Origin of the sequence: Pseudomonas sp. RIT-PI-r (genome assembly GCF_001297015.1) — a bacterium.
GTDB lineage: Bacteria > Pseudomonadota > Gammaproteobacteria > Pseudomonadales > Pseudomonadaceae > Aquipseudomonas.
Window position 1 is genome coordinate 1 of record NZ_LIGE01000026.1, and the last position, 14569, is coordinate 14569.

The following is a 14569-nucleotide window of genomic DNA, read 5'->3' on the forward strand; positions in this document are numbered from 1 at the left end:
GTCTACTGGAGTAGACATCGTATCGCCCGAATCGACTTGAACTTGCAGATCGTCACGGCAGGTAAGAAGATCTAAAACCGTCCACCATGTCTCCGAACATGTGTCCACCATGTCTCCGGTACATACACTCCCAAAGGGAGAGGGGGCCGACCGAGGTGTCTGGCGTCATACATCGACCTGAAAGATTGAGTCGATTATGGATTCACAACTTCTGGACCAAGTCGGTGTAGTTCTCAAGCATCCCCCGGTCAGTCCCCTCTCCCTCTGGGAGAGGGCTAGGGTGAGGGCAAAGGCTTCGGATCAGACCCAGATCAATGCCACCCCACACACCTTGGCGTATACTCGCCGCGCCCTTTTAGCCCCGCGCGCGCCGGAGAAACCCAATGGATCCAGCATTATTAGAAGAATGGATGATGACCGGTCTGGTCAGCATCCTGATCATTTTCATGGGTTTCATCGTCTGGGATCTGGCGAAGAAGTCCAAGGCCGGGCGCTTTGGCTCGTTCATTCTGTTCTTCGTGCTGGGCCTGGGCGTGGCCGCGTTCATCATCAAGAGTGTGGTGATCGGCCTGATCGAATCCGGCGCTCTATAAGCGCGCCGGCACTTCTTTCCACTGGCCCTGATCGAGGCCTTCGATCGTCCAGTCTCCAATCCTGACCCGCACCAGCCGCAACGTCGGCAGCCCGACTGCCGCCGTCATGCGCCGCACCTGACGGTTGCGCCCTTCGCGAATCACCAACTCCAGCCATGACGTCGGTATGGTCGCGCGAAAGCGTACCGGCGGATTGCGCGGCCACAACTGTGGCTCATCCAGTTGTCGCGCTTCGGCCGGCAAGGTCATGCCGTCGTTCAACTCGACGCCGTCACGCAGACGTTGCAACTGCTCGGCCGTCGGCACCCCTTCGACCTGTACCCAATAAGTCTTTGCCAGCTTGTGCTTCGGATCAGCAATGCGCGCCTGCAACTGCCCGTCGTTGGTCAACAGCAGCAACCCTTCGCTGTCACGATCAAGGCGTCCGGCCGGGTAAATCCCAGGCACGTCGATGTAATCCTTGAGCGTCGCTCGCCCTTCGCCGTCGCTGAATTGCGTCAGCACATCGAACGGTTTGTTGAACAGAATCAGCTTCGGCTCGGCCGGCGGTGCCTTGGCAACACGACGCGGCGAGGAAGACTGAGGCTTCGCGCCGGGACGGCGGGAAGGTGGACGCGGGGGACGGGACATAGGGAGAAAAAATATTTAGCGATCAGGGCTGACAATGCTAGTGCCCCGACCGCCAAATGGCCACGACTAACCGTTAACGGAACGGCGGTTCGTCGAAGCTGCGCAGTTTACGCGAGTGCAGCGAGTTGAGTTCGGTACGCAGCAGATCCACCGCTTCGATGCCGATCTTCAAGTGCTGGCTGACCGCACGCTCATAAAAAGCGTTGGCCGAACCCGGCAGCTTGATTTCACTGTGCAGCGGTTTATCCGAGACGCACAACAACGTGCCGTACGGCACCCGCAAGCGATAACCCTGCGCGGCAATCGTGCCGCTTTCCATGTCCACCGCGACCGCACGAGACAGGTTGATCAGCGGCCGTTCCTGCGCCCAACGCAGTTCCCAGTTACGGTCGTCGTAAGTCAGCACGGTGCCGGTGCGCAGGCGTTTTTTCAGGTCATCGCCCTTCTCGCCAGTGACGTTCGCCGCTGCTTGCTGCAGCGCCATTTGCACTTCGGCCAGGGCCGGGATCGGAATGTTCGGTGGCACCACGCGGTCGAGAATGCCGTCGCGACGCATATAAGCGTGGGCCAGCACGTAGTCGCCGATGGTCTGCGACTGACGCAAACCGCCGCAGTGGCCAATCATCAGCCAGCAATGCGGACGCAGCACCGCGAGGTGGTCGGTGATGTTCTTGGCGTTGGACGGGCCGACGCCAATGTTGACCAAGGTCACGCCGTGGCCATCGCTGGCGATCAGGTGATAAGCCGGCATCTGATAACGGTGCCAGACCACACCGGCAGCAATCGCCGACGCTTCGCCGTGATCCATGCCCTTCTCGATGATCACGTTGCCCGGCAACACCATGCGCACGAAACGCGGGTCACTGCGCAACTGCTCCAGACCATGGACGATGAACTGGTCGACGTAGCGGTGATAGTTGGTCAGCAGAATCCACGGCTGCACATGGCGCCAGTCGCTGCCGGTGTAGTGCACCAGACGACGCAGCGAGAAATCCACACGTGCGGCGTCGAACAAGGCCAGCGGCAGCGGATCGGTATTTTCCCAGTCGTAGAGACCGTCGGCGATGCCATCGGTGGCGGCGGACAGGTCGGTGCTCGGAAACACCCGCGCCAGCACGGCAGCGGTGACGCCGGAGCCGGCCAGTTCATCGCCCTGCTCGACCACGTACGGATACGGAATGTTCTGCTGGCTGACACCGACTTCCACGGTCACCGTGAAGTCGTGCATCAATGGCGTCAGTTGTTCGAGCAGGTATTTGCGGAAGGCCGCCGGGTGGGTGACGGTGACGCTGTAGGTACCCGGCAATTGCACCTTGGCGTAAGCGCGGGTGGTCTGCGGGACTTCGCCCTGGCAGTGATAGGTCAGACGCAGTTCGGGATAACGAAACAGAGCACGCTGCGCAGCGTCGGGCTCGACGCGATCCTTGAGGTAACGCTTGAGCGCCGAGTTCAGCGCAGTGGTGGCCCGCTCATGCAACTCGGCCAGACGATCCACGGCTTGTTCGGCGGTTTGAACGACAATAAACGCTTCGGTCACGATCAGCTTCCTGTGTTCTGACTTGCAGAGCTTCATCTTGCCTGCATCGTCGCGTCACGGGAACAGTGGCATGTTGGCAACCGCACAATATATGGGCCACCCCAATACCTGTAGGAGCTGCCGAAGGCTGCGATCTTTTGATCTTGCTGTTTATAAGATCAAAAGATCGCAGCCTTCGGCAGCTCCTACAGGGGATATGTGGTGGGTCAGAGAATCTGTGGGGTTGAGCGGGTGACGATGGCTTCGACGTCCAGGCCGCGTGGCAAGGCGCCGTAGACTCGGCCGCCACCGCTCAAGCGGCTGGCAATGAACGCGTCGCTGACCACCGAGTTGCCGGCCTCCAACAGGAGCTTGGCCTGCAAACCGAGCGCGATGTCTTCGGTCAGTTGCCGCGCCCGGTACTGAATGTCGCTGGTGTCCTTGAACTGCACCTGCAATTGCTGAATATGCGCAGCCAGCCGCTTATCGCCATGCCCGTCGCCCAACTCGCTGAACAACACATCCAGCACCCCCGGTTCTTTCGACAACGCGCGCAGCACATCCAGGCATTGCACATTCCCCGAGCCTTCCCACGTCGAGTTCACTGGCGCCTCGCGGTACAGACGCGGCAGGATGCTGTCCTCGACATACCCGGCACCGCCCATGCATTCCGCCGCTTCGTTGATCATCCCCGGCGCGCGTTTGCAGATCCAGTATTTGCCCACCGCTGTCACCAGCCGGGCAAATTGCGCTTCGTGGTGATCATCCAAATGATCCAGCGCCTTGCCCATGCGCAAACTCAGGGCCAGCGCGGCTTCGCTTTCCAGGGCCAGATCGGCCAGCACGTTCTGCATCAATGGCTGTTCACTGAGCAGTTTGCCGCCGACCTTGCGGTGCGCGCAGTGGTGGCTGGCCTGGGTCAGCGCCTGACGCATCAACGCGCTGGATCCGACCATGCAATCGAAGCGAGTCATCGCCACCATTTCGATAATGGTCGGCACGCCGCGCCCTTCTTCTCCGACCATCCACGCCAGTGCGCCACGGAACTCCACTTCGCTGGAGGCGTTGGACTGGTTGCCGAGTTTGTTTTTCAGGCGCTGGATATAGAACTGATTGCGCGTGTCGTCCGGACGATGGCGCGGCAGCAGGAAGCAGCTCAAACCCTTGTCGGTCTGCGCCAGCGTGAGGAACGCATCGCACATTGGCGCCGAACAGAACCACTTGTGCCCGACCAGTTCATAAGCCTGCCCCGGGCCGCTGGCGCCGACCGGATAAGCCTTGGTGGTGTTGGCGCGCACGTCGGTGCCGCCCTGTTTCTCGGTCATGGCCATGCCGATGGTCACGCCGGCCTTGTGCGCCATGCCGACGTTGCGCGGGTCGTATTCGCTGGCGAGGACTTTCGGCAGCCATTGCTCAGCGATGTTCGGCTGCAAACGCAAGGCCGGCACACTGGCGAAGGTCATGGTCAACGGGCAACCGCTGCCGGCCTCGGCCTGGCTGTGCAGATAAGTCATCGAGGCGCGAGCGACGTGGGCCCCATCCTGTGGATGCGCCCATGGCAGCGAAGTCAGGCCATGCTCGATCGCCGTACGCATCAGTTCGTGATAGGCGGGATGAAACTCCACCAGATCGATGCGATGGCCGTAGCGGTCGTGGCTGGCAAATACCGGTTTGTTCTGGTTGGCGAGGAACCCCGCTTCCATCAGCGGCCCGCCGGCGAGCGCGCCGTAAGCATCGATCCGCGATTCGGCCCAACCGGCACCAAACCGGCGCGACCATTCCTGCAATGGCAGGTCGATGCGGTACAGGTTGATGCCGTCCAGCGACGGCGGCTGGTTGGTGACTTCATGGGTTTCGGCGAACTGATGCAGGTTCATGACGGGGCTCCTTTGGGCAACCAAGGAACTCAGTTAAGCACCGCACCGCAAGCGGTCAAAGTGTCATACCAGCCGAATTTGCGGCGCTTTTACCCTATTAACAGCACAGAACCCGGCGTTCCAGCGCGGATTGCAAATCTTCGAATTTCACCGGTTTGCTCAGGTAGTCGATTGCAGCCCCCGTTGCGCAAAGCTCACGATCAGCGTTCAACGCCAGCATGAACACCGGCAGATTGGCGCAGCCCGGCAATGCGTGAATCTGGCAGCACAACGAAGCGCTCTCATGGCTCGGCAACTGGCAATCGATCAGCACCGCATCGACCGTTTCACGCTGCAGACAATCGAGCGCAGTCGCGCCGTTGTCGGCGGTACGCACGCGAAAGCCAAGCTTGAGCAACATGCCACGCATCACCAATTGGTTGACGCTGTTGTCGTCCACCAGCAACACCGTGCAGTCCTGCGGTGCACGCACGCAATCACGCGAAGACGCAGAAATCGGCGCAGATTCAACCACCGGCAGTTCGAACTCGACATCCAGCTGAAAGCGGCTGCCGCTGCCTGGTTCGGAACGATGGGTGAGTTTGCCATCGAGCAGCTCGACCAACTGTCGGCAAATCGCCAGACCAACGCCGAGGCCGCCGTATTCACGAGTCATCGAACCGTCGAGCTGGAAAAAACGCTGATACATCGTCGCTTCGCCCAGATCGGTAAAACCGATGCCGGTGTCGATCACCGCAAACGACAGCGCCAGACGATTGCCCGTCGACGGTTTGCCGGTTACTCGCAGCGCCAGCCCGCCGACACGGGTGAACTTGATCGCGTTGTCCAACAGGCATTCCAGGCATTGCGCCAGTTTGGCGCTGTCGCCGTGCAGGCGATCCGGCAGCGTCGGCAGCACCTCGACTTTGAAGTCCAGTGACTTGCTCGACGCATTGCCATCGAACTGCACGCGCAACGCCTCGACCACCGCACGCAGGCTGAAACTGCCCGGCGCGGCCTTGAGCTTGCCGGCCTGCAATTCGGTGAGGGTGAGGATGCCGTTGACCATGCGCATCATGTCCCGCGCGGAACCGGCGGCGGTTTGCTGATATTGCTCAAGCTCCGGATCCAGATCGACGGTCTGCATCAGTTCCAGCGAACCGATCACACCGTTCATCGGCGTGCGCAGTTCATGCGTCAGGGTCGCGAGGAATTCATCCTTGAGCTTGTTGCTGTGGGCCAGTTGCTGGTTGAGCACTTCGAGTTTCTGCCCGGCGTCGTAAAGCGTTTGCGCCTGCTGCTCGCGCATCGCGTTGATGCGGTCGGCCAGTGCCAGCGACAGCAGCGCCACTTCAATGGCCGAGCCGATCTGACTGGCGTACATGGTCAGGAACACGTTCGGCAGCAAGCCCAGCACCATCAGCGTGTTGACAATGCCGCCGAGCAGAAACGCCGACCAGGCAATGATGAAGTACCGTGCCACACGCAAGCCGCGCCACCAGGCCAGAATCCCGGCGGCGAAAATCACCACCGTAAAGGTCAGCGCCAGTATCGTCGCCAGACGCAGCGACAACGCGTAACTGGTCATCAGCGACAAACCAACCACCAGCGCGCCGAACGCGATCAGTGCAATCAGCAAGCGATCAAGCCAGCGGCTGTGGTTTTTGGTCTGCAGGAAACTGCGGGCGAACTGACTACCGAACAGGCCGGCGCAACCGATGAAAAACGGCGTCGCGGCGTTGGCCCACCAAGGGTTATTCGGCCAGAAGTATTCGACCGCTGCACCGTTCACCGACAGTTGATAGAGGCCGAACGAGGCGATGTAGAAGATGTAATAGAGGTAGCTGGTGTCGCGCACGCTGAGGTAGATGAACAGGTTGTAGACCACCATCCCCAGCAATACGCCATAAATGATGCCCAGCACATACAGCCGCACCGGCTGGTCCTCGAGGTAGGCGGTGCTTGACCACAACGTTACCGGTGCCTGGATCGAGCCTTCGCTGGCAAGTCGCAGGTAAACGGTTTGCTGTTGATCCGGTTCAAAGGCCAGGTCGAACAGGTAATTGTTCTGGCGGATCTCACGACTGGCGAACGGCAGCGCATCGCCAGTTTGCCGGGCGAGGCGGTAATCGCCATTGGCGTCGGCGAGGTACAAATCGAGGTGATCAAGCGGCGGATAAGCCAATTCCAGCAACCAGGTGCGCTGGGCAGCGGGATTGCTCGGACGATAATGCAGGTCGATCTTCAGCCAGAACGCCGAGCGTGAGTAACCGGCATTCAGCGTGGCTTTATCGTGAAGTTTGAAATTGCCGGCGGCAGCCTGCGCGCGAACATCGGCAATGCTCGCCTGACCGCTCGGGTCTTCGAACACTTGCAGCGACCGGCCCAGAGGCAGGCTTTGGGTAAATTCGTCGAATTCGACGGCGCTCGCCATGAGGGGCAAGCAGAACAGCAACATCAGCAAATAGCGCATTGAAGCCCCAGCGTGGCTCGTCCGGTTGTGTCAGGAAGCCCCCCATTCCCTTTGAGTAGACGTAAAACCGGTATTACCTGTTATTGGTTTGGATCCAGACTAGCATAGCCGTTGATGGCCATTGAGCACCATTGAAATTTTTCCTACAAAGGCTCTAGAACGGGCGTTCCAGAGCAAAGTAGCGGACTAGAGCTGTTGGGTTGGTCAGGTAGATCAAAAGATCGCAGCCTGCGGCAGCTCCTACATTGATCTGGAGTTTCCTGTAGGAGCTGCCGCAGGCTGCGATCTTTTGATCTTGCTCCGCCAGCCACACCCGAAAATCAGCTTTGGTGGTAAGCTCGCGCACCATGAATATCTACAACTCCCGCCCCGTTGTCCTCTGTCTCTCCGGCCACGACCCAAGTGGTGGCGCCGGCTTGCAGGCAGATATCGAAGCCCTGCTCGCGCAGGGTTGCCATGCGGCTCCGGCCGTCACCGCCCTGACCGTGCAAGACACCGTCAACGTCACTGACTTCCGCGTCCTCGACCGTGAGTGGGTATTGGCCCAGGCCAATGCCGTGCTCAACGACTCCGAAGTCGCAGCGGTCAAACTGGGCATGCTCGGCTCGCTGGAGATGGTCGACACTGTTGTCGAACTGCTCTCGGCGCACCCGCACTTGCCGGTGGTCTGTGACCCGGTACTGCGCGCCGGCGGCGGCGGACGCCTGGGCAAGGACGAGGTCGGCTATGCGATGCGCGAGCGTCTGCTGCCGCTGTCGATCATTGCCACCCCTAACCTTCCTGAAGCGCGCATCCTCGCCGAACTGCCTGAGGGCACCGCGGACGAGTGCGCGGAAAAACTCCTGCCGTTCGTCAAAAACCTGCTGATCACCGGCGGCCATGGCGACGAAACTGAAATCCACAACCGCGTGTACAGCCGCGACGGTCTGCGTGAAACCTTTATCTGCCAGCGTCTGCCGGGTAGCTATCACGGTTCCGGTTGCACATTGGCCAGCGCATTGGCCGGGCGACTGGCGCAAGGCGAACACCTCGCCAGCGCCGTGCGCAGTGCACTCGATTACACCTGGCGCACCCTGCGCGATGCCGAACAACTGGGCAAAGGCCAGTTCGTCCCGCGTCGCCTGCCGCTGGATTTCTGCTCGTAACGTCGTGAGGTCTGCCCGATGAAACTACGTGGCCTGTATGCCATTACCGACAGCGAGCTGCTGGCCGGCAAGTTTCTGTCTTATGTAGAGGCGGCGCTGGAAGGCGGCGTCACCCTTCTGCAGTACCGCGACAAAAGCAGCGACGAGGCCCGCCGCTTGCGCGAGGCCGAAGCGCTGCGCGATCTGTGCGAGCGCTACAAAACGCAACTGATCATCAACGATGACGCCGAACTGGCGGCGCGCCTCAATGTCGGCGTGCATCTGGGCCAGACCGATGGCCCGCTGTCGCCGACCCGCGCCCTGCTCGGTTCGAAAGCGATCATCGGTTCGACCTGCCACGCGCAAATCGCGCTGGCCGAACAAGCCGCCAAAGAAGGCGCGAGCTACGTCGCCTTCGGCCGCTTCTTCAACTCCAACACCAAGCCAGGCGCGCCGACCTGCAGCCTCGACCTGCTGGACAAAGCCAAGCGCACGTTGCACCTGCCAATCTGCGCGATTGGCGGCATCACCCTCGACAACGCCGCCCCGCTGGTGGCCCATGGCGTCGACCTGCTTGCCGTGGTTCACGGTCTGTTTGGTGCCGAAAGCGCCGCCGAAGTGACCCGTCGCGCCCGCGCGTTCAACGAATTGTTCAAATCCTGAAGATTGAGAGCCCGATCATGTCTCGTTCCGAAACCCTGTTTGCCAATGCTCAGAAACACATTCCCGGTGGCGTAAACTCGCCAGTCCGGGCATTCAAGAGCGTTGGCGGCACACCGTTGTTCTTCAAGCACGCTGAAGGTGCTTACGTCACCGATGAAGACGACAAGCGTTATGTTGATTACGTTGGTTCGTGGGGCCCGATGATCCTCGGCCACAGCCACCCGGACGTGCTCGACGCGGTGCGCAATCAACTGCAACACGGCTTGTCGTACGGCGCGCCGACTGCGATGGAAACCGAAATGGCCGATCTGGTCTGCTCGTTGGTGCCGTCGATGGACATGGTGCGCATGGTCAGCTCCGGCACCGAAGCGACCATGAGTGCGATCCGTCTGGCCCGTGGTTACACCGGTCGTGACAGCATCATCAAATTCGAAGGCTGCTACCACGGCCACTCCGACAGCCTGCTGGTCAAGGCCGGCTCCGGCGCCCTGACCCAAGGCGTGCCGAGCTCGGCCGGCGTGCCAGCGGCATTCGCCAAACACACACTGACGCTGCCGTTCAACGACATCGACGCCGTTGAAAAAATGCTCGCCGAAGTAGGCGAGGAAGTGGCATGCATCATCGTCGAGCCGGTGGCCGGCAACATGAACTGCGTACCACCGGCGCCGGGTTTCCTCGAAGGCCTGCGTTCGCTGTGCGACAAGCATGGCGTGGTGCTGATTTTCGACGAAGTGATGACCGGTTTCCGCGTTGCCCTCGGCGGTGCTCAGGCGTACTACGGGGTCAATCCTGACCTGACCACCTTCGGCAAGATCATCGGCGGCGGCATGCCGGTCGGCTGCTTCGGCGGCAAGCGCGAAATCATGGAGCGCATTGCGCCGCTGGGCCCGGTATATCAAGCCGGTACGCTGTCGGGTAACCCGCTGGCGATGGCCGCTGGTTTGACCACGCTGCGTCTGATCAGCCGTCCGGGTTTCCACGCCGAGCTGACTGACTACACCACGCGGCTGCTCGATGGTCTGCAACAACGCGCCGATGCTGCTGGCATTCCGTTCGTGACCACCCAGGCTGGCGGCATGTTCGGTCTGTACTTCAGCGGCGCCGACGACATCGTCACCTTTGAAGACGTGATGGCCAGCGACGCGGCACTGTTCGGTCGCTTCTTCCACCTGATGCTGGAAGGTGGCGTGTACCTGGCACCGAGCGCCTTCGAAGCCGGTTTCACCTCGATCGCCCATGGTGAGGCCGAGTTGAAACTGACCCTGGACGCTGCCGAACGCGCCTTCGCTGCACTGAAGTAATCGCCGTACCGCTGACGTTGGCTATGGCCAGCGTCAGCATTCACCTACACCCACGCTGTTTTTCCGATGCTCCTGCTAAAAATCTTCCCTAAAGTGGGCGATATATTCCCCGCGCAGCAGAAAAACGAGTAAAGACTTTGTAAGGTTGGCCCTGCTTATTTCATAATGCGCGCTTATTGGATCCCTCGATGGGTCCGCGTGCCCTTCAGAGGTAAGTCGATTCCCATGAACCGCACCGGCCGCACCCTTGCCTTGGGCTGCCTGTTGCTCCTTCAGCCCCTGCTCGCGCATGCACAAGCAGGCGGCAACTCGTTGTTGATCCCGGCGATGGGTCGTTGCACCCTCAATACTCAGCCGCAAGACGTCACGCAGGCCTTGGCCGCGTGCCAGAAAGCGGCGGACGAAGGGGATGCGCAAGCGCAATACGAGTTGGGTGAGTTCTACTACGACGGCAAGAATGCGCCGCGCGACCTCAATCAAGCCCTGAGCTATTTCGAAAAAGCCTCGTTGCAAGGCCACGCTCAGGCGCAATTCAAGCTCGGCACCATGTTCTTCCACGGTGAAGGCGTGCAGGCCAACAACATTCAGGCGTATATCGTGCTGAAGATGGCCGCGGTCAACGGCGCTGAAGATGCGCTGGACACCGCCGACGAAGTTTCCGAAAAGATGTCCCGCGAAGATCTTGAGACCGCCACCCAGGTACTCGGGCAGATTTTCCGTAAATACCTGATGGAACTGCAGAGCGCCGATGGGCGTACGCCGTTCTCGCCTCTTCCCTGATCAGCGATAGTTCCCACGCTCTGCGTGGGAATTCATCCCGTGACGCTCCGCGTCACCGACGCAGAGCGTCGAGGGCGGCGTTCCCACGCAGAGCGTGGGAACGATCAGCATCCAGAATCTGCTGTTACTTCTCAGGCATCGGCATCGGAAACGGCATCACATTGCCGACCGCGCCGCGGGCTTCGCTGATTTTCGGGGTACCCAGACGCTCCACCTCGTCGATGCGCACAATCGAGTGCATCGGCACAAAGCTGCGCACCACGCCTTCGAACTGCGCCTTGAGCTTTTCTTCGCTCGGGTCGACGACCACTTGCGTACGCTCGCCAAAGACGAACTCTTCCACTTCCAGAAAGCCCCACAGATCACTTTGATAGATCTGCTTGGCGTACATTTCGAACACCTGGCCCTGGTTGAGGAAAATCACCTTATAGATTGGAGCTTCGCGTTTGGTCATGGCGGGGGGGGAACATCGGGGGTAAAAATGAGGGCGCAAACTATAGCATAGCCTCCGGGCGCACAGCGGTAGGAACCTGAGGGCTTGTTCCCTATAATGCCGGGTTCTTTGAATCACGTGATGACCCTAATCCATGGCCAAGAAGCTTTACATCGAAACCCACGGTTGCCAGATGAACGAGTACGACAGCTCGCGCATGGTCGATCTGCTGGGTGAACATCAGGCCCTGGAAGTCACCGCCCGCGCGGAAGACGCCGACGTGATTCTGCTCAACACCTGCTCGATCCGCGAGCGCGCCCAGGATCGCGTGTATTCGCAGCTCGGCCGCTGGCGCGAACTGAAACTGGCCAACCCGGAGATGGTGATCGCCGTTGGCGGTTGCGTGGCCAGTCAGGAAGGCGCAGCGATTCGTGATCGCGCCCCATACGTCGATGTCGTGTTCGGCCCGCAGACGCTGCACCGCCTGCCGGAAATGATCGACGCTGCACGCATCACCAAGCTGCCGCAGGTCGACGTGTCGTTCCCGGAAATCGAAAAATTCGACCACTTGCCCGAGCCGCGCATCGATGGCCCGAGCGCGTACGTGTCGGTAATGGAAGGTTGCAGCAAATACTGTACGTTCTGCGTGGTGCCTTACACCCGTGGCGAAGAAGTCAGCCGGCCGTTCGATGACGTGATCGCCGAAGTCATCCACCTCGCCGAGAACGGCGTGCGTGAAGTGACTTTGCTGGGTCAGAACGTCAACGGCTATCGCGGTACGACCCACGATGGTCGTTTGGCCGATCTCGCCGAGCTGATTCGCGTAGTTGCCGCCATCGATGGCATCGACCGCATTCGTTACACCACTTCGCACCCGCTGGAATTCTCCGACAGTCTGATTCAGGCCCACGCCGATGTGCCGGAACTGGTGAAACACCTGCACTTGCCGGTGCAATCGGGTTCCGACCGGATTCTCGCGGCGATGAAGCGCAATCACACCGCGCTTGAGTACAAATCCAAGCTGCGCAAACTGCGCGCCGCTGTGCCGGGAATCTGCATCAGCTCGGACTTTATCGTCGGTTTCCCCGGCGAAACCGAGAAAGATTTCGAACAGACCATGAAGCTGATTGCCGACGTCGGTTTCGACTTTTCCTACTCGTTCGTTTACAGCCAGCGACCGGGCACCCCGGCTGCCGATCTGGCCGACGACACACCGGAAGAGTTGAAGAAGGAGCGCCTGAACGCACTGCAACATCGTTTGAATCAGCAAGGTTTCGAGATCAGCCGACAAATGGTCGGCTCGATCCAGCGCATTCTGGTGACCGATTATTCGAAGAAAGACCCGGGCGAGCTGCAAGGACGCACCGAGAATAATCGTATCGTCAACTTCCGCTGCGACAATCCGACCCTGATCGGCCAGTTCGCCGACGTGCACATCGACGCGGCGCAGCCGCACTCGCTGCGCGGCTCGCTGATCCAATAACAGATATCAGCAGCACAGAAAAACCTGTGGGAGCTGGCTTGCCAGCGATGAGGCCATCAGCCCCGACAAATATGTCGCCTGCTGCACCGCTATCGCTGGCAAGCCAGCTCCCACAGTGGACAGCATTGTTCTTCAGAATGTACTCATCCATTTAAGAGCTTTCGCACCCAGGCCTCTGGCGTTATCCTTGATTTCATCTCAATTGCCCCAGGGCGGCTAAATACGACCTTGAACGCACCCATAGAACCACATCGTTTTATCCTCGAGCCCTTTGAGGCTCGCCGCTTCGCCAATCTGTGCGGGCAATTCGACGAGCATTTGCGCTTGATCGAACAGCGCCTGACCATCGAGATCCGCAACCGCGGAAACCAGTTCGAGCTGATCGGCGATCCCAAGCACACCACGTCTGCGGAAAATCTGATTCGTCGCCTGTACCGGGAAACCAAGGGTTCAGAGCTGTCGCCAGATACGGTGCACCTGTTCCTGCAGGAATCGGCCGTGGTCGAGCTGGACAATCACGCCCCCGCCGAAGCCTCCGTCGCCCTGCGCACCAAGAAAGGCATGATTCGCCCGCGCGGCTTGAATCAGTTGCGCTATGTGAAGGAAATCCTCGGCAACGACATCAACTTCGGCATCGGTCCAGCCGGTACCGGCAAGACCTATCTGGCCGTTGCTTGCGCTGTCGATGCACTGGAGCGTGAACAGATCCGTCGCATCCTGCTGGTGCGTCCGGCGGTTGAAGCGGGTGAAAAACTCGGCTTCCTGCCCGGCGACCTGTCGCAGAAGATCGACCCGTACCTGCGCCCGCTCTACGACGCGCTCTACGAGATGCTCGGTTTTGAATACGTGGCCAAGCTGATTGAACGTCAGGTGATCGAAGTCGCGCCGCTGGCCTACATGCGCGGTCGCACGCTGAACAACAGCTTCATCATTCTCGACGAAAGCCAGAACACCACCGTCGAACAAATGAAAATGTTCCTGACCCGGATCGGCTTCGGTTCTACCGCCGTCATCACCGGTGACATTACCCAAGTCGACCTGCCGAAAGGCACCAAGTCGGGTCTGCACCATGTGATCGAAGTGCTCAAAGACGTACCGGGTATCAGCTTCACGCACTTCCAGCCCAAAGACGTCGTGCGCCATCCTTTGGTCCAGCGGATCGTCGAAGCCTACGAGCGCTTCGAAAACCGTGACGAAGCACCCAAGGACACCTCGCGAAATGCTTGAGCTAGACCTGCAAATCGCGACTGAAGCGAACGCGCCGAGTGAAGCCGACTTCCGCCTGTGGTGCGAACTGGCCCTGCGCCAGCGCACCGCTGACTCGGAAATGACCATTCGTCTGGTCGACGAGGAAGAAGGTCGCGAACTCAACCACACCTGGCGCCACAAGGATTACGCGACCAACGTCCTGTCGTTCCCGGCGGAAGTGCCTGACGAGTTTCTCGACATCCCATTGCTTGGCGATCTGGTGATCTGCGTGGCCGTGGTTGAGCGCGAAGCTGCCGAGCAAGGCAAGGAACTAAAGGCCCATTGGGCACATCTGGTCATTCACGGCTGCTTGCATCTGCTCGGTTACGACCATATAGATGATGAAGAAGCCGAAGAAATGGAAGCACTGGAACGCGAGTTGCTTGCCGAATTGGGCTATCCCGATCCGTACGCGGACGACGAACCCGAAACATCCCCTATCGTTACAACAAAGGATTCAGAGTAATCG

The 14569-nt window shown here is 60.0% G+C and carries 14 protein-coding genes; 8 read left to right on the forward strand and 6 right to left on the reverse strand.

Annotated features, from left to right (window positions below; all coding sequences use genetic code 11):
- Positions 1-383: 383 nt before the first annotated feature.
- Positions 384-593 carry a DUF2788 domain-containing protein gene (locus tag AK821_RS16755; protein ID WP_007909655.1) on the forward strand — a complete coding sequence of 70 codons (210 nt, stop codon included), beginning with the start codon at positions 384-386 and terminating at the stop codon, positions 591-593.
- Here the strand turns inward: AK821_RS16755 and AK821_RS16760 are convergent.
- From AK821_RS16760 to AK821_RS16780, 5 genes are all read right to left on the reverse strand, one after another.
- Positions 588-1223: a pseudouridine synthase gene (locus AK821_RS16760; RefSeq protein WP_064390726.1), complete on the reverse strand. Its 636-nt coding sequence runs from the start codon at positions 1221-1223 to the stop codon at positions 588-590. The two genes, AK821_RS16755 and AK821_RS16760, sit on opposite strands and share 6 nt — an antisense overlap.
- A gap of 73 nt (positions 1224-1296) precedes the next feature.
- Positions 1297-2796, reverse strand: a complete 1500-nt coding sequence (gene amn, locus AK821_RS16765; RefSeq protein ID WP_161806656.1) for an AMP nucleosidase — start codon at positions 2794-2796, stop codon at positions 1297-1299.
- Positions 2797-2966: 170 nt separating this feature from the next.
- Entirely contained in the window at positions 2967-4616 is a 1650-nt protein-coding gene (locus tag AK821_RS16770) for an acyl-CoA dehydrogenase family protein (RefSeq protein WP_064390728.1), read from the reverse strand.
- 97 nt (positions 4617-4713) lie between these two features.
- Positions 4714-7068 carry a hybrid sensor histidine kinase/response regulator gene (locus AK821_RS16775; RefSeq protein WP_064390729.1) on the reverse strand — a complete coding sequence of 785 codons (2355 nt, stop codon included), beginning with the start codon at positions 7066-7068 and terminating at the stop codon, positions 4714-4716.
- A 154-nt stretch (positions 7069-7222) separates the two neighbouring features.
- On the reverse strand, positions 7223-7417 hold the full coding sequence (locus AK821_RS16780) for a hypothetical protein (RefSeq protein WP_064390730.1): 195 nt from the start codon (positions 7415-7417) through the stop codon (positions 7223-7225).
- On the opposite strand from AK821_RS16780, the gene AK821_RS16785 reads away from it, so the two are divergent.
- From AK821_RS16785 to AK821_RS16800, 4 genes are all read left to right on the forward strand, one after another.
- Entirely contained in the window at positions 7416-8213 is a 798-nt protein-coding gene (locus tag AK821_RS16785; protein WP_039761788.1) for a hydroxymethylpyrimidine/phosphomethylpyrimidine kinase, read from the forward strand. The genes AK821_RS16780 and AK821_RS16785 overlap by 2 nt on opposite strands.
- A gap of 18 nt (positions 8214-8231) precedes the next feature.
- The gene (gene thiE / locus AK821_RS16790; protein WP_064390731.1) at positions 8232-8855 is read left to right on the forward strand and encodes a thiamine phosphate synthase; all 624 of its coding nucleotides are present in this window, start codon (positions 8232-8234) and stop codon (positions 8853-8855) included.
- Positions 8856-8872: 17 nt separating this feature from the next.
- Entirely contained in the window at positions 8873-10156 is a 1284-nt protein-coding gene (gene hemL / locus AK821_RS16795) for a glutamate-1-semialdehyde 2,1-aminomutase (RefSeq protein ID WP_064390732.1), read from the forward strand.
- A gap of 225 nt (positions 10157-10381) precedes the next feature.
- Entirely contained in the window at positions 10382-10936 is a 555-nt protein-coding gene (locus AK821_RS16800) for a tetratricopeptide repeat protein (protein WP_003228518.1), read from the forward strand.
- Between the two features lie 124 nt (positions 10937-11060).
- Here the strand turns inward: AK821_RS16800 and AK821_RS16805 are convergent, their stop codons facing one another.
- Entirely contained in the window at positions 11061-11390 is a 330-nt protein-coding gene (locus AK821_RS16805; protein ID WP_003185742.1) for a DUF1820 family protein, read from the reverse strand.
- A gap of 133 nt (positions 11391-11523) precedes the next feature.
- On the opposite strand from AK821_RS16805, the gene miaB reads away from it, so the two are divergent.
- The 3 genes from miaB (at position 11524) to ybeY (ending at position 14566) form a co-directional block, all read left to right on the forward strand.
- Positions 11524-12852, forward strand: a complete 1329-nt coding sequence (miaB, locus tag AK821_RS16810) for a tRNA (N6-isopentenyl adenosine(37)-C2)-methylthiotransferase MiaB (RefSeq protein ID WP_008081077.1) — start codon at positions 11524-11526, stop codon at positions 12850-12852.
- 228 nt (positions 12853-13080) lie between these two features.
- A complete protein-coding gene (locus AK821_RS16815; protein WP_038361873.1) occupies positions 13081-14079 on the forward strand; it encodes a PhoH family protein in 999 nt (332 codons plus the stop codon).
- Entirely contained in the window at positions 14072-14566 is a 495-nt protein-coding gene (gene ybeY / locus AK821_RS16820; protein ID WP_064390733.1) for an rRNA maturation RNase YbeY, read from the forward strand. The genes AK821_RS16815 and ybeY overlap by 8 nt, the downstream gene beginning before the upstream one ends.
- Positions 14567-14569 lie beyond the last annotated feature (3 nt).